The following is a 14,869-nucleotide window of genomic DNA, read 5'->3' on the forward strand; positions in this document are numbered from 1 at the left end:
CCTAGTGCAGGTCCTCCGCCTCGATCTCGGTGCGGTCACCCGACCAGAGCGTGTGGAACGTGCCGTCCCTGTCGACGCGCTTGTAGGTGTGCGCGCCGAAGAAGTCGCGCTGGCCCTGCACGAGTGCGGCGGGCAGGCGCTCGGCGCGCAGCCCGTCGTAGTACGACAGCGACGAGGCGAACGCGGGCGTGGGGATGCCCGCGAGGGCAGAGCCGGCGACGATGCGACGCCACGAGGGCAGCGCCGAGGCGACCGCGTCCGCGAAGTACGGCGCCGTCACGAGGGCGACGAGCTCGGGGTCGTCGGCGTACGCCTCGGTGATGCGGTTCAGGAACTGGGCGCGGATGATGCAGCCGGCACGCCAGATCTTCGCGATCTCACCCTTCTTGATGTTCCAGTCGTACTCGGCGGCGCCGGCGACGATCGCGTCGAAGCCCTGGCTGTAGGCGATGATCTTCGACGCGTAGAGCGCGCGCCGCACATCCTCGACGAACGCATCACGATCATCCACCGACCAGCTTTCGGTCGACGCCGGAAGCGACCGCGCGGCGGCGCGCTGGGCCGGCGCTGACGACAGCGAGCGGGCGAAGACAGCCTCGGCAATACCCGAGACGGGAACCCCGAGGTCGAGTGCGGTCTGCACGGTCCAGGCGCCGGTGCCCTTCGCGCCGGCCTGGTCGAGGATCACGTCGACGAGCGGCTTCCCCGTCGCGGCGTCGACCTGGCGCAGCACCTCGGCGGTGATCTCGATCAGGTAGCTCTCGAGCTCGCCGGTGTTCCATTCCGCGAAGATGTCGGCGATCTCGGCCGGCTCGAGCCCGCCCACGCGGCGCAGCAGGTCGTAGGCCTCGGCAATCAGCTGCATGTCGGCGTACTCGATGCCGTTGTGGATCATCTTGACGAAGTGGCCAGCGCCGTCGGTGCCCACGTGCGTCACGCATGGCTCGCCGTCGGCGACCGCCGCGATCGACGTCAAGATGGGGCCGAGCGTGTGCCACGCCTCCTCCGAGCCGCCAGGCATGATCGAGGGACCGTTCAGGGCACCCTCCTCGCCGCCCGAGATGCCAGCGCCGACGAAGTTGATGCCCGTCTCGCGCACGGCCTTCTCGCGCCGCACCGTGTCGGTGAACAGGGCATTGCCGCCGTCGACGATGATGTCGCCCGGCTCGAAGACCTGCACGAGCTCGTCGATGACCGCATCCGTGGGGCGGCCCGCCTTCACCATGATGATCGCGGTGCGCGGCTTCGTCAGCGCCGCGGCGAACTCGGTGTAGTCCTTCGCGGCGACGAAGCCTGCCTCGGGGTGCTCGGTGACGAGCGTCTCGGTCTTCTCCCACGAGCGGTTGTAGACGGCGACCGTGTTGCCCTCGCGACTCGCGAGGTTGCGGGCCAGATTCGACCCCATGACGGCGAGTCCGACGACTCCGATGTTGGCGGTGGGCTGGGTCACGTTCGGCTCCTCTAGGGGGTGTGGTGGCGAGGCCGTATTCCAGCCTAGAGCCTCGGATGCGCGCCATCCTCCGCCTCCCGGCTAGCGTGGAGCACATGCCCGCCCCCGTTAGCGTGATCGTCGCCGGGGTGTCCGGATCGGGCAAGTCGACGGTCGGCAGGGCTGCGGCCGCGCTCGCCACCGTCGCTTTTATCGACGGTGACGACCTCCACCCCGACGAGAACATCGCCCTCATGTCCGCGGGCACCGCCCTCACCGACGCCGACCGCGAACCCTGGCTGGATGCTGTGGCCGCCACCGCGCGCGACCACGCTCCCTGCGTGGTCGCCTGCTCGGCGCTCGCGCGTCGCTATCGCGACCGGCTTCGTGATGGGGCTCCGAGCATCCAGATCGTGATTCTGGAGGTGCCGGCAGAGGAACTGCGTCGACGGCTCGAGTCGCGCACGGGGCACTTCATGCGCGCCACGATGCTCGACTCGCAACTGCTCGCCCGCGAGCATCCGGAGGATGAGCCCGGTGTCACCGTCGTCGATGGCACGCAGAGCGTCGAGGCGCTCGCGCGCACGGTCGCGGCGCTCCTGGGCCGTGGCGTAGACTGACCCACTGAACTTCGGCGAGGGCGCGCTCTGAGAGGGGTTGCGCCGTGATCGACGCGGTGGGTACGGCACGCGAGTCGTTCCTCACGCGCACACGCGTTCGAGTTGACACAGACGATCGGGCCCAGGCCCCCCAATCATGAAATGAGTACAGCCATGGCTGACCAGAACAAGCTGAACGCCGACGTGCGTTCCTCCTTCGGCAAGGGCGCTGCCCGTAAGCTCCGCGCCGCCGACAAGATTCCTGCCGTCATCTACGGTCACGGCACTGACCCCAAGCACGTCACGCTGCCCGGGCACGAGACCGCGCTGCTGCTCCGCAAGTCCAACGTGCTCGTGACGCTCGACATCGAGGGCGACAAGCAGCTCGTGCTCGTGAAGGACGTGCAGAAGGACCCGGTGCGTCAGCTCATCGAGCACATCGACCTCATCGTCGTCCGCAAGGGCGAGAAGGTCACCGTCGACGTGCCCGTGCACGTCGAGGGCGAGTCGGCCCCCGGCACGATCCACGTCGTTGACCACAACACGCTGACGGTCGAGACCGAGGCGACCCACATCCCCGAGGCGTTCACCGTCTCGATCGAAGGCCTCGAAGAGGGCACCCAGATCCTCGCCGGCCAGGTCGAGCTGCCGAAGGGCACCACGCTCGTCACCGACGCCGAGGCGCTCGTCGTGAACGTGACCGTCCCGGCCGCGCCAAAGGACGAGTCGGCCGAGGCCGAGACCGAGGGTGGCGACGCCGCCGAGGCTGCGGCCGAGTCGGGCGACTCCGAGTAATCGGCACCCCCGCGATCACGCCGCATGTTTGGACTCGGAAGGCAGAAGCCTCCGGCCGCCGCTGATCGCGACACCTGGCTGGTAGTCGGGCTCGGGAACCCCGGGCCCGGCTACGCCGGGAACCGTCACAACGTCGGGCAGATGGTGCTCGACACTCTCGCCGAGCGGCTCGGGGCGCGACTGTCGCGCCACCGCACCACGACGATGCTCGCCGAGGCGCGCCTTCGCCCTGGCGGGCCGAAGCTGATTCTGGCGAAGCCGCTCAGCTACATGAACACCTCCGGCGGCCCCGTTTCCGCCGCCGCGAAGTACTTCGGCATCCAGCCCGACCGCGTCGTCGTCGTGCACGATGACCTCGACCTTCCGTTTGAGACCCTGCGCCTGAAGTCGGGCGGCGGGCACGGCGGTCAGAACGGTGTGCGCGACATCATCAAGGCCCTCGGCACCCCCGACTTCCTGCGTGTGCGGGTGGGCATTGGCCGCCCGCCCGGTCAGCAGAGCGCGGCCGACTACGTGCTGCGCGACTTCCCCTCCTCCGAGCGCGCACAGTTGCCGTTCCTCCTCGACGAGGCGGCCGACGCGATCGAGCGCATCATCGACGACGGACTCGTCGCCGCGCAGCAGCGCCACCACGCGCCCAAGGCATAGCGCTCGCCCGCTCGCCCCGCGCATCCTCGTCTGGCGACCACAGCCCCGACGACGTTCAGTTCGACGCGCGTACACTTGCGCGACGTGACTCTCGAGCGGTTAATTCCGGTGCTTCAGCGCGCCCAGACGTTTTCTGACGCCCTCGAGTACGCGGGGCGCTCGGCCGAGTTCTCCACCGTCGAGGGGCTTCGCCTCCCGCTCATTGCGGGGCTTCTCGAGCGGCGCGACGGCCCGCAGTGCCTCCTCGCCATCACCGCGACCGGCCGCGAGGCGGAGGCGGTGCGCGAAGCGTGGGAGTGCCTCGACCCCGACGCCACCGTGATCGACCTGCCCGCGTGGGAGACCCTGCCGCACGAGCGCCTCAGCCCGAGCGCCGAGACCGTCGGCCGACGCATCCGCACGCTGCGCGCGCTTGCCGAATGGGCGGATGCTCCCACCGGCACAATCGTGGTCGTCGCCTCTGTGCGCGCCGCCCTGCAGCCCCTTCCCGCGGGTCTCACCGACATCGAGCCGGTGCTGCTCGAGCTGAACGGCAGGGGTTCGGAGCTCTCCGACGTCACCCGCCGACTCATCGACCTCGCTTATTCCCGCGTCGACATGGTGACGCGCCGCGGCGAGTTCGCTGTGCGCGGCGGAATCCTGGATGTATTTCCGGCCGTAGCCGAGCATCCCGTTCGCGTCGAGTTCTTCGGCGACGAGGTTGATCAGATTCGCGAATTCTCGGTCGCCGACCAGCGGTCGCTGCCCGACACGGGAATCACGCGCGTCGAGTTGCCGCCGACCCGCGAGCTGCTGCTCACCGACGGCGTTCGGCAACGCGCGCGCGAGATGCTGCACGAGTTCCCCAGCCTGTCGTCGATCCTCGAGAAGGTGGCCGAAGGCATTCCGGTCGAGGGCATGGAGAGCCTCGCACCGGCGCTCGTCGACCGGCTCGTGCCGCTGACGACCTACCTGCCCGAGAACGCGGCCGTCGTCGTGCTCGGCCCCGAACGCGTGGCGACCCGCGCCGCGAATCTGGTCGAAACGAACCGCGAGTTTCTGAGCGCCGCGTGGCATGCCGCCACGGCCGGTGCCGAGTCGCCGATCGACCTCGACGCCGGCGACTTCCTGACCGTGCAGGCCCTGCGCGAGTCGGCCGGGGACCGCGCCTGGTGGACGGTCAGCCAGTTCGACGCCGACGAGCCCGGTGTCGTGCGCGTCGCCGCCGACCCGCCGCCGTCGTTCGCGGGCAAGAGCGGGGGAGCGGTTGACCACGTCGTCGATCGCCTGGCCGACGGTTGGTGCATGATCGTCGCGGCGGTCGGCCCCGGACTCGTCGAACGCGCCCGCGACGTGCTCTCGGACGCGGGCGCCGCAGCGCGTCCCGTTGACGCGCTGCCCGAGACGCTCGAGCCGGGCGTCGCCTACCTCGTGCGCGGCAGCGTCGAGCAGGGCTTCGAGCTGCCCGATGTGAAGCTCGGGCTCTTCGGCGAGACCGAGTTCTACGGCCGCAGCGTCGGCTACGACTCGCGCCAGCCGAAGAAGCTCGCGAGCCGCCGCAAGAACGTCGTCGACCCGCTGCAACTGAAGGCGGGCGACTTCGTCGTGCACAACACCCACGGCATCGGCAAGTTCATCGAACTGGTGCAGCGCGAGGTGTCCACTGGCGGCGGCCGCAACGCCCAGAAGTCGACGCGCGAGTTCCTCGTGATCGAGTACGCGCCGAGCAAGCGCGGCTACCCCGGCGACAAGCTGTACGTGCCGACCGACCAGCTCGACCTGCTCACCCGCTACGTCGGCGGCGAAGCGCCGGCGCTCAGCAAGATGGGCGGCAGCGACTGGGCGGCCGCGAAGGGTCGCGCCCGCAAGGCCGTGCGCGACATCGCCGTCGAGCTCGTGAAGCTGTACTCCGCGCGCATGTCGAGCAAGGGATTCGCGTTCCCTCCTGACACCCCGTGGCAGCGCGAGCTGGAGGAGGCGTTCCCGTACGCCGAGACGCCCGACCAGTTGACGACGATCGACGAGGTCAAGCGCGACATGGAGTCGCCGATCCCCATGGACCGACTGCTCGCCGGCGACGTCGGGTACGGCAAGACCGAGGTCGCCGTGCGCGCCGCGTTCAAGGCGGTGCAGGGCGGCAAGCAGGTCGCCGTCATCGTGCCGACCACCCTGCTCGTCAAGCAGCACATGGAGACCTTCGCCGACCGATTCGCCGGCTTCCCCGTGCACCTGCGCGCGCTCAGTCGATTCCAGTCCGACCGGGAGGCGAAGGAGACGATCGACGGGCTCGCGCGCGGCACGGTCGACGTCGTGATCGGAACCCACCGCATCCTGAGCCAGGGCATCGCCTTCAAAGACCTGGGCCTCGTCATCATCGACGAGGAGCAGCGTTTCGGCGTCGAGCACAAGGACGCGCTCAAGAAGCTGAAGACGAACGTCGACGTGCTCGCGATGTCGGCCACGCCCATCCCGCGCACCCTCGAGATGGCGGTGACGGGCATCCGCGAAATGTCGACGCTCGCAACCCCGCCCGAGGACCGGCACCCGATCCTCACCTTCGTGGGGCCCTACAGCGACAAGCAGGTCGCGGCGGCGATCCACCGCGAGCTCTTGCGTGAGGGCCAGATCTTCTACGTGCACAACCGCGTGTCGAGCATCAACCGGGTCGCCGCGAACCTCGCCGAGCTGGTCCCGGATGCACGCGTCGCGATCGCGCACGGACAGATGAGCGAGAGCGCCCTCGAGCAGGTCATGGTCGACTTCTGGGAGCGCAAATTCGACGTGCTCGTCTCGACGACCATCATCGAGACCGGCCTGGACGTCGCCAACGCGAATACGCTGATCATCGACCGCGCCGACAAGTACGGGCTGTCGCAGCTGCACCAGCTGCGCGGACGCGTCGGTCGCGGACGTGAGCGGGCCTACGCCTACTTCCTCTACGACGAGACGAAGCCGCTGACCGAGACCGCCCACGACCGGCTGCAGACTCTGGCGGCCAACAGCGACCTGGGCGGCGGCATGGCCATCGCGATGAAGGACCTCGAGATCCGCGGCGCGGGCAACCTGCTGGGTGCCGAGCAGGCGGGACACATCGCCGGCGTCGGCTTCGACCTGTACCTGCGCATGATCGGCGAAGCCGTGAGCGTCTTCCGTGGCGACGCGGCGGAAGAACCGACCGAGCTGTGCCTCGAATTGCCCGTGGATGCGCGCATCCCCGAAGAATTCATCGAGTCGGAGCGGCTGCGCCTCGAGGCGTACCAGAAGCTGTCGACGGCGGCCGCGCCCGCGAGTGACGACGAAGCCCTCGGCCAGGTGCGCGAGGAGCTCGCCGACCGCTATGGCGACCTTCCCGCGCCCGTGCTCGCCCTGCTGCGGGTGTCGCAGCTGCGGCGAACCGCGCAGAAGGCGGGCCTGTCGGACGTCGTCGTGATGGGCTCGAACCTGCGCCTTGTCGGGCGCGAGCTTCCCGACTCGAAGCAGCTGCGCCTGCAGCGTATGTACCCGGGGTCGAAGTGGTGGGGTCAGACGCGAACCGCGCAGGTTCCGCTGCCGAAGGATGCGTCTGACGACGACCTGATCTCGTGGGTGGGGCAGGTGCTCGAGAACCTTTACGACGCGGGGGCGTCGTCGGATGCTCGTGGTGCGTCGGACGCGTCGGCGTCGGCGTCGCCGTCGGCGGGCTGAGCGCCGTCGGTGGGCTCGTCGATCGCGCGCGGCGCGAGCGGCAGGGGCTTCGGGAACCGCACCGAGCCGGGCACCGTGTGCACGCGGTACACGGCGGCGGGAATGATGACGAGCGTGCGCAGGTCGAAGAGGGCGTGTAGCGCCATGACGAGCAGGATGCTGCCGCTCAGCACGTAGACGACGGTGAAGGCGAGCCCGACGAGTGTGGTGACGGCGACGCCGACGGGGCCTTGATAGGCGTGCAGCAGCCCGAACACGAGGGCGGCGAGCCCGAAGGCGCTGAGCGGTTCGCCGGTGACGATGACGAGAAGGGCCGGCAGGGCGAGGCGGAACAGCAGTTCTTCGCTGACGCCGGCGTTGACCGACAGGGCGGCGCCCCAGCCGAGTTCGGGCCGGTTGCGGGGGAGGAGTGCGGCGATGTCGCCGACGACGATGACGCCTCCCTCTGTGCGGGCGGAGCGGACGCCGACGACGGTGAGGATCGCGATGGCCGTCAGGGTGGCGATGATGAGCGCGATGCCGATTCCGCCGCTGAGCCAGCCGCGCGCCGCGGCGATGGGGGCGAGCTGCTGGGTGGCGACGAGCAGTGGCTCCACGTAGTCGCGCGTGGCGATGAGGATCGCGGCGCCCGTCAGGCCGAAGAGGACGAGTGACTCGATGAGCCAGCGCCGCATCATCTGCTGGCGTTTGGCGGTGGAGCGGTAGCGGCGGAAGCGCCGAAACTGCCGTCGGTCTTTCTGTCGGGCGCGCACGATGAACGCCGCGATGAGCGCCGCCGCCGCGACGGCGGCGATAACGCGGGTGAGCGGGTCGGCCTCGAGCACGCCCCCACCCTGCCACGCCCGCCCTGCCGCCCGGTGTGCGCGCCCGCCGCCCGCGTACGGGTCCCGCCCGCGTACGGGTCCCGCCCGCCCGCCTAGTGCGCCCTGGTCTGCCCCTCGCCCGCGCACCCGTGTCCGCGAAGTCAGCACTGCGCGAATCTCACCGGCGCGTTGCCCGCCCGGGTCCGCGTGTCACGAAACGCTGCTGACGTCGCGGACACACGCCACCCCCAGAACTCCTTCCACAACAGCGGAAGGCTGAATCTCGTTCGCCCGTTCCGCTGTTGTAGGAGGCGCCACGGAATGGGTCGCTTCACTTTTCCGCGGTTCTGGAAGTCGCCACGGGAGGGGAGCTTTCACTTTTCCGCGGTTGTGGAAGGCGCGGGGACGGGGGAGGGGGTCCGCGGCGGGCCGGTCGTCGGGGCAGCGACGGGAGGGGAGGGTGGTCGTGCTCCTCCTGGCAGGATGGCCGCATGGCGACGTCCGACCCGGCCCCTGAGTCGAGCCCCCACCCGAGCCCTCACGCGAGCCCCCACCCGAGCCCTCACTCGAGCCCCCACCCGAGCCCACCCCCAAGCCTTCACTCGCACCCGCAACTCACTCCCGAGCCCCATCCTGAACTCGATCGGCTCATCGCCGTGATGGCCCACCTTCGGGCGCCGGGCGGATGCGCGTGGGACGCCGAGCAGACCCACACCAGCCTCGCGAAATACCTCATCGAGGAGAGTCACGAGCTGGTGGAGGCAATCGAGCACGGCACCCGCGACGACATCCTCGAAGAACTCGGAGACGTGCTCTACCAGGTGCTCTTCCACGCCGACATCGCGGCCGCCGACCCGGATGCGCCCTTCACGATCGACGACGTCGCCCGCGTCAGCGCCGAAAAGATGATCGGCCGCCACCCGCACGTGTTCGGCGACGTCACCGCCGACACCGCCGAGGAAGTCTCCGCGAACTGGGAGCAGTGGAAGCGGCAGGAGAAGCCCGCCCGAACCTCCTCGCTTGACGGCCTACCTGCCGCGCTCCCGACTCTGGTCCGCGCCGAGAAGGTGTTGGGTCGCGCCGAGCGATTGGGCATTCTGTCGGTCAGTGATGCCGCACTTGCAGAGGCGTCGACAGAGGCGGCGGCAGAGGTGCAGACCGCCCCAGAGCGCCTCGCCGACGAGACAGCACTCGGCCACCACCTCCTCGCCCTCGTCGCGGATGCTCGTGCCCGCGGCCTCGACGCCGACCGCGCTCTCCGCGCCGCCGTGCGCGAAGTGGAAGACCGCATCCGCGCGTCGGAAACAGAAAGTGCCCCCGCGCATCCTGAATGATGCTTGACTGTGCGGCATGACCATCGCTCCCGCGATCAGTGCCGCCGGTGTCGCCCGCTCGTTCGGCGACGTTCACGCGGTGCGTGACGCCAGCTTCGACGCCCACTTCGGCCAGGTGACGGCGCTCATCGGGCCGAACGGCAGCGGCAAGACCACGCTGCTGCTCATGCTTGCCACGCTGCTGAAGCCCGACGCGGGGGAGATCCGCATTGACGGCCACGACCCCGTCACTGACGCGCGCGCCGTGCGACAGGTCACCGGGTGGATGCCCGACGTGCTCGGCTCGTGGGGAGGGCTCACCGTACGGCAGTCCATCGAGACGACGGCGCGGCTCTACGAGCTCAGCCCCGCCGACGCCCGTGCCCGCGCCAGCGAGCTGATCGACCGCGTCGGCCTCGGCCCGCTCGCCGACCAGCCGAGCCGCGTGCTCAGCCGCGGCCAGAAGCAGAAGCTCAGCCTCGCCCGCGCGCTCGTGCACCGCCCACGGGTGCTGCTGCTCGACGAGCCAGCATCCGGCCTCGACCCGGCCGCCCGCGTCGAACTGCGAGTCCTCGTGCGCGAGCTCGCCGCCGAGGGGGCTGCCGTGCTGCTGTCGAGCCACGTGCTCGCCGAACTCGACGAGATGAGCGACGCCGCCGTCTACCTCGACCAGGGCGCGACCGCGAGCGCCGAAAGCGTCTACCGGGCACGAGCATCCGCCCGCCGCTGGCGCATCCGCGCCCTCGACGCGGCCGCCCTGACCGCTGCGCTCGCCGACGCCGGCCGCCCGGCCGTCGGCGCCGACCATCTCGGCGCCCTCGTCGAGGTGACGGGGGAGGCCGACGCCGCCGAGCTGCTCACCCACCTGGTGAGCGCCGGTGTCGGCATTGCCGCCTACGGCCCCGCCGTCGGCGACCTCGAACAGACCTTCCTCGACCTCGCGAAGGGAGGCGAGCGATGAGCCCGCGCCTCGCCGTCCTCGGCACCATCGTTCAGCTCGAACTGCGCCAGCGCATCCGCTCCGTGTCGTGGCTCGTGCTCGTCAGCGTCGTCTTCGTGCTCGTCGGCATCGTCACCGTGCTGCTGTGGTTCGCGCTACCCGCTTTCGGCAGTGATGACCTCGCGAGCGCCGGCATCTACTCGACCCTGATCTTCTTCGTTCTGCTCATCGGCTCGCTCGTCACACCCGCGACGAGTGGGGCGGCGATCAACGGCGACCGGGATGCCGGCACCCTCGCCACAACGCAGGTCACCCTCGTGACGACGACGCAGCTCGTGCTCGGCAAGTTCCTCGCGGCGTGGACGGTGGCGCTGACGTTCTTGGCCGCGTCCGTGCCCGCGATGCTGTTCACGGTCATCGTGGGGGAGGTGCGCCCCGACACGCTCATCGCGTCGCTCGGCGTGCTCGTGCTGCTGCTCGGCGTCGTCGCGGCCGTCGGCGTCGGGGCGTCGGCGCTCATCACCCGACCCCTGTTTTCTGTCGTCACGACCTACCTCGTCGTAGCAGCACTCAGCGTCGGCACGCTGATCGCTTTCGGGCTCGGGTCGCTGGCCGCCCAGACCACGGTCAGCTACACGTACACGCCGCTCAACTACGACGAGAGCGTCTTCGACGAGGAAGAGGGGCGCTGGACGACCGTCGTCTGCGGCGTGCCCGAGCGTCAGAGCTTTGAGGTGCCGCGCACCGACACGGTGTGGGGATTCCTGGCGGCGAACCCGTACGTCGTGCTCGCCGACGCGTCGCCCCCGGTGTGGGACGAGTGGGGCAACCCGCGCGATTTGTTCGGCGGCATCGCCTTCGCCGTCCGTGCCGCTCAACAGCCCCCTGAGCCACCGCTCGACTACGACGAGTGCGCCGAGGCGCGCGGCGAGGGCGGGCAACGATGGCAGCAAGGGCCGACGCCCCGAGGGATCTACGACTCGAGCGTGCCGAGCTGGTTCGTAGGCCTCGCGATCCACCTCGCGCTCGGCGGCGGGATGCTCGCGGCGGCGATCGCGCGCACACGCACGCCGGCCGCATCCCTGCCCCGCGGCAGCCGCGTCGCCTAACGCTGACCGGGGCGCCACGCGAGCCTGCCGGCCGCACACGAGAAAGGCGCCCCATCAACCCGAATGACGAGGCGCCTTCGGCGCGCGGAGACCGGTGTCTCACTCTCGCGCCGCCGGTGGCGCGCGTCCCCCGACGCGTCCACCTGGTGGTGTTCCCGCGCCGATGCGGGTGATGGTTCAGCAGCAGACGAACGCGCTCTCACCCTCCCCAGGGTGGTCTGTGCGGTGCCCGACTCTGAAATATACATAACAATTGTAATCATAACAACCGTTTGTTATTCTTTTTCCGTGGCCCGACGCTCCGACCCCAACCGCAAGCCCGAGTTGCTCGCGCAGATCATCGAATACCTGCGCGATCAGCCGCTCAGCGCGGTGACCTTTCGGACCCTCGCCGACGCGCTGGGCGTGAGCCCGTTCACGCTCGTGTATCACTTCGGCACACGCGCCGAGCTCATCGCCGACATCATTCGGGCGGTCGTGCAGCGTCAGCAGTCGGTCATCGACGCGGAGCTCGCCCTCGAGCCGTCACTCGACGTGCACATCCAGGCGATCCGCGACTCGTGGCGAGGCTTCCTGCACCCCGCGACTCGGGCGCTCTTGCGCCTCGAGTTCGAGGCGGCCCTGCTGCAGGTCACCGACAGCGAGCTGACGGTCGGTGGCCGCGACGTGCACGATCGCTGGGTCGAGTGGGGTGCCGAGGCTCTCGAACGCCTGGGCGTCGAGCGCGAGGCCGCCCTCGTCGAATCACGTGCCCTCGTCGACCAGCTCTACGGCGTGCAGTTCGACCTCGTGGTCACGGGCAATGAAGAGGCCGCAACCGCGGCGTGCGACGTCATGATCGACAGCTACCGACGTCGCATCGAAGCGCTGCTGCCCGCCTCCGTCGCGTAGAGGTCGAGAGGCCATCTCGCGCGCGACACCGTGAGAGAATCGCCCTCATGCCTTCGCCCGTGACGCCGCCCCGCGGCATGCGCGACATCCTGCCCGCCGACAAGGCCCGCCGTGAGGCGCTGCTCGCCACGATCCGCGACACCTACCGGCGCCACGGCTTCGACGAGATCGAGACTCCCGTGATGGAGGACTCGTCCCGGCTGCACGCGGGCCTCGGTGGCGACAACGAAAAGCTTGCGTTCGCTGTCATGAAGCGCGGGCTGACCCCCGACGACCTCCGTTCCGCGACCGCCCCGCTCGACCTCGCCGACCTCGGCTTGCGCTTCGACCTGACCGTGCCCCTTGCCCGCTTCTACGCGAGCAACCGGGCCGAGCTTCCGAGCGTGTTCCGCGCCATCCAGATTGCGCCTGTCTGGCGAGCCGAGCGCCCGCAGAAGGGCCGCTATCGCCAATTCGTGCAGTGCGACATCGACATCATCGGCGAGCCCGGCGTCATCGCTGAGATCGAGCTCATCGCGGCGACGGTCGACGCGCTCGACGCTCTCGGGGTTCCCGGCTGCACGATCCGCATCAACGACCGGCGCCTGCTGACCAGCATGCTCGCGGCCCTCGGATTCCCGGCCGACCAGGCTGACGCCGTGCTCATCACCCTCGACAAGCTCGACAAGATCGGCGTCGACGGGGTGCTCGCCGAGCTCCGCGAGCGCGGGCTGCCCGAGGCCGCGGTGGCGGCGCTCGCCGAGGTGCCCGCACTGCGCGCAGCGGCGGCCGGTGACAGCGCGACGAGCGCCGTCACTGCCGACGCGATCCGCGCATCCCTGCCCGCCGGAATCGACGAGACGGCCGTCGCCGACCTGGCCGCGATCGCCGACGCGGTCGGCGCCGACGTGCCGCTCGCCTTCGACCCCTTCCTCGTGCGCGGCATGGGCTACTACACCGGCCCCATCTTCGAAGTCGCGCACCCCCAGCTGGGCTACTCGCTGGGTGGCGGCGGCCGCTACGACGGCATGATCGGACGTTTCGCCGGCACCGACGTCGCCGCGTGCGGCTTCTCGCTCGGATTCGAACGCCTCGTCGACCTCGTGACGAGCAGCCAGGATGCACGCGGCGGCTCCGCGCTCGTCGTCGATAAGGACGTCGACGCCGCAGACACGATCGCCCTCAAGCGGATGCTCGTGGCCAGCGGCGAGCGCGTTCGCATCGTCGCGCGCATCAAGAACATGCGTGCCCTGCTCGAGCGGCTCGAGGCCGACGGGTACACGCGCTTCGCCAGCGTCCGTGCCGGGGAGCGCGACGTCGCCGCCCTGCAGTGGCGCGCCCTCGGCGAGTAGGCTGGTTCTCGGCCCCGCTCGTGTCAGGGCCGATACCCACCACCACCGTTAGGAGACCTTCCGTGGCTGCAATCGAGGCCGTAGGCGCTCGCGAGATTCTCGACTCCCGTGGCAACCCGACCGTCGAGGTGGAGGTGCTGCTCGACGACGGCACCGTCTCGCGCGCCGCCGTTCCCTCCGGCGCATCGACCGGCGCCTTCGAGGCGTACGAGCTGCGCGACGGCGACAAGGGTCGCTACCTCGGCAAGGGCGTGCTGAAGGCCGTCGACGCCGTGCTCGACGTGCTCGGCCCCGCCATCGAGGGCCTCGAGGCCAGCGATCAGCGCCTCATCGACGCCGAGCTGAAGGCCGCCGACGGCACCGACAACAAGTCGAAGCTCGGCGCGAATGCCATCCTCGGCGTCTCTCTCGCCGTCGCGAAGGCCGCCGCCGACTCGGCCGACCTGCCCCTGTTCCGGTATGTGGGCGGCCCGAACGCGTACCTGCTTCCCGTGCCGATGATGAACGTCATCAACGGGGGCGCGCACGCCGACACCGCGGTAGACGTGCAGGAGTTCATGATCCTCCCCGTTGGCGCCGAGAGCTTCACTGAGGCGCTGCGCTGGGGGGCCGAGACCTACCACGCCCTCAAGGGTGAGCTGAAGGCCGGCGGATACGCCACGGGGCTCGGCGACGAGGGCGGCTTCGCCCCCGACCTCGCCGGCACGAAGGCGGCGCTCGACTTCCTCGTTGCCGCGATCGAGAAGGCCGGATTCCGCGCCGGGACCGACATCGCGCTCGGCCTCGACGTCGCCGCGACCGAGTTCTTCGAGAACGGCTCGTACCGCTTCGAGGGCAACGAGCGCACCGCCGAGCAGATGGCCGCCTTCTATGGCGAGCTGCTCGACGCTTACCCCCTCGTCACGATCGAAGACCCCCTGTCGGAAGACGACTGGGATGGCTGGGCCGCACTCACCGCGTCGATCGGCTCGCGCACGCAGATCGTCGGTGACGACCTGTTCGTGACGAACCCCGCACGCCTCGGCGACGGCATCGCCCGCGGCACGGCGAACTCGCTGCTCGTGAAGGTCAACCAGATCGGCACGCTCACCGAGACGCTTGACGCTGTCGCGCTCGCGCAGCGCAGCGGCTACACCGCCGTGCTGTCGCACCGCTCGGGTGAGACCGAAGACACGACGATCGCCGACCTCGCTGTTGCGACCAACTGCGGTCAGATCAAGACCGGTGCTCCTGCCCGCAGCGAGCGCGTTGCCAAGTACAACCAGCTGCTGCGCATCGAGGAAGAGCTGGGCGAGGCGGCGGTGTACGCTGCGCGGAGTGCATTCCCGCGCTTCACGGCGTAGTCGCG

The 14,869-nt window shown here is 69.9% G+C and carries 12 protein-coding genes; 10 read left to right on the forward strand and 2 right to left on the reverse strand.

Annotation, left to right across the window (positions count from 1 at the left end):
• Position 1 precedes the first annotated feature (1 nt).
• Positions 2-1,450, reverse strand: coding sequence for an NADP-dependent phosphogluconate dehydrogenase (gndA, locus tag CPY97_RS04060; RefSeq protein ID WP_096420898.1), 1,449 nt, complete (start codon positions 1,448-1,450; stop codon positions 2-4).
• Between the two features lie 95 nt (positions 1,451-1,545).
• Here gndA and CPY97_RS04065 point away from each other — a divergent pair, with 95 nt between their 5' ends.
• The 4 genes from CPY97_RS04065 (at position 1,546) to mfd (ending at position 7,134) form a co-directional block, all read left to right on the forward strand.
• Positions 1,546-2,049, forward strand: coding sequence for a gluconokinase (locus CPY97_RS04065; protein ID WP_096420899.1), 504 nt, complete (start codon positions 1,546-1,548; stop codon positions 2,047-2,049).
• A 153-nt stretch (positions 2,050-2,202) separates the two neighbouring features.
• Positions 2,203-2,823 (forward strand): 50S ribosomal protein L25/general stress protein Ctc, encoded by a 621-nt coding sequence (locus CPY97_RS04070; RefSeq protein ID WP_096420900.1) that lies wholly within the window; start codon positions 2,203-2,205, stop codon positions 2,821-2,823.
• Between the two features lie 24 nt (positions 2,824-2,847).
• Positions 2,848-3,471, forward strand: a complete 624-nt coding sequence (pth, locus tag CPY97_RS04075) for an aminoacyl-tRNA hydrolase (RefSeq protein WP_096420901.1) — start codon at positions 2,848-2,850, stop codon at positions 3,469-3,471.
• A gap of 84 nt (positions 3,472-3,555) precedes the next feature.
• Positions 3,556-7,134, forward strand: a complete 3,579-nt coding sequence (gene mfd, locus CPY97_RS04080) for a transcription-repair coupling factor (RefSeq protein ID WP_096423327.1) — start codon at positions 3,556-3,558, stop codon at positions 7,132-7,134.
• Here the strand turns inward: mfd and CPY97_RS04085 are convergent.
• Positions 7,059-7,958, reverse strand: coding sequence for a CPBP family intramembrane glutamic endopeptidase (locus CPY97_RS04085; RefSeq protein WP_096420902.1), 900 nt, complete (start codon positions 7,956-7,958; stop codon positions 7,059-7,061). The two genes, mfd and CPY97_RS04085, sit on opposite strands and share 76 nt — an antisense overlap.
• A gap of 470 nt (positions 7,959-8,428) precedes the next feature.
• On the opposite strand from CPY97_RS04085, the gene CPY97_RS04090 reads away from it, so the two are divergent.
• The 6 genes from CPY97_RS04090 to eno all read left to right on the forward strand — a co-directional run bounded on the left by CPY97_RS04090 (position 8,429) and on the right by eno (position 14,864).
• Positions 8,429-9,271, forward strand: a complete 843-nt coding sequence (locus CPY97_RS04090) for a MazG family protein (RefSeq protein WP_096420903.1) — start codon at positions 8,429-8,431, stop codon at positions 9,269-9,271.
• A 16-nt stretch (positions 9,272-9,287) separates the two neighbouring features.
• Positions 9,288-10,211, forward strand: coding sequence for an ABC transporter ATP-binding protein (locus tag CPY97_RS04095; RefSeq protein ID WP_096420904.1), 924 nt, complete (start codon positions 9,288-9,290; stop codon positions 10,209-10,211).
• Positions 10,208-11,299, forward strand: coding sequence for an ABC transporter permease (locus tag CPY97_RS04100; protein ID WP_096420905.1), 1,092 nt, complete (start codon positions 10,208-10,210; stop codon positions 11,297-11,299). The genes CPY97_RS04095 and CPY97_RS04100 overlap by 4 nt, the downstream gene beginning before the upstream one ends.
• Before the next feature lie 288 nt (positions 11,300-11,587).
• The gene (locus CPY97_RS04105; RefSeq protein ID WP_161494066.1) at positions 11,588-12,190 is read left to right on the forward strand and encodes a TetR/AcrR family transcriptional regulator; all 603 of its coding nucleotides are present in this window, start codon (positions 11,588-11,590) and stop codon (positions 12,188-12,190) included.
• Between the two features lie 47 nt (positions 12,191-12,237).
• On the forward strand, positions 12,238-13,521 hold the full coding sequence (hisS, locus tag CPY97_RS04110; RefSeq protein WP_096420907.1) for a histidine--tRNA ligase: 1,284 nt from the start codon (positions 12,238-12,240) through the stop codon (positions 13,519-13,521).
• 62 nt (positions 13,522-13,583) lie between these two features.
• On the forward strand, positions 13,584-14,864 hold the full coding sequence (gene eno / locus CPY97_RS04115; protein WP_096420908.1) for a phosphopyruvate hydratase: 1,281 nt from the start codon (positions 13,584-13,586) through the stop codon (positions 14,862-14,864).
• Positions 14,865-14,869 lie beyond the last annotated feature (5 nt).

The sequence above is a fragment of the Microcella alkaliphila genome, assembly GCF_002355395.1.
Taxonomy (GTDB): Bacteria; Actinomycetota; Actinomycetes; order Actinomycetales; family Microbacteriaceae; genus Microcella; species Microcella alkaliphila_A.

What these genes read in the sequence shown, in the direction of transcription:
- CPY97_RS04070 (WP_096420900.1), top strand. Translation starts at nt 2,203, where the DNA reads ATGGCTGACCAGAACAAGCTGAACGCCGACGTGCGTTCCTCCTTCGGC.
- pth (WP_096420901.1), top strand. Translation starts at nt 2,848, where the DNA reads ATGTTTGGACTCGGAAGGCAGAAGCCTCCGGCCGCCGCTGATCGCGAC.
- CPY97_RS04065 (WP_096420899.1), top strand. Translation starts at nt 1,546, where the DNA reads ATGCCCGCCCCCGTTAGCGTGATCGTCGCCGGGGTGTCCGGATCGGGC.
- CPY97_RS04095 (WP_096420904.1), top strand. Translation starts at nt 9,288, where the DNA reads ATGACCATCGCTCCCGCGATCAGTGCCGCCGGTGTCGCCCGCTCGTTC.
- CPY97_RS04090 (WP_096420903.1), top strand. Translation starts at nt 8,429, where the DNA reads ATGGCGACGTCCGACCCGGCCCCTGAGTCGAGCCCCCACCCGAGCCCT.
- CPY97_RS04100 (WP_096420905.1), top strand. Translation starts at nt 10,208, where the DNA reads ATGAGCCCGCGCCTCGCCGTCCTCGGCACCATCGTTCAGCTCGAACTG.
- hisS (WP_096420907.1), top strand. Translation starts at nt 12,238, where the DNA reads ATGCCTTCGCCCGTGACGCCGCCCCGCGGCATGCGCGACATCCTGCCC.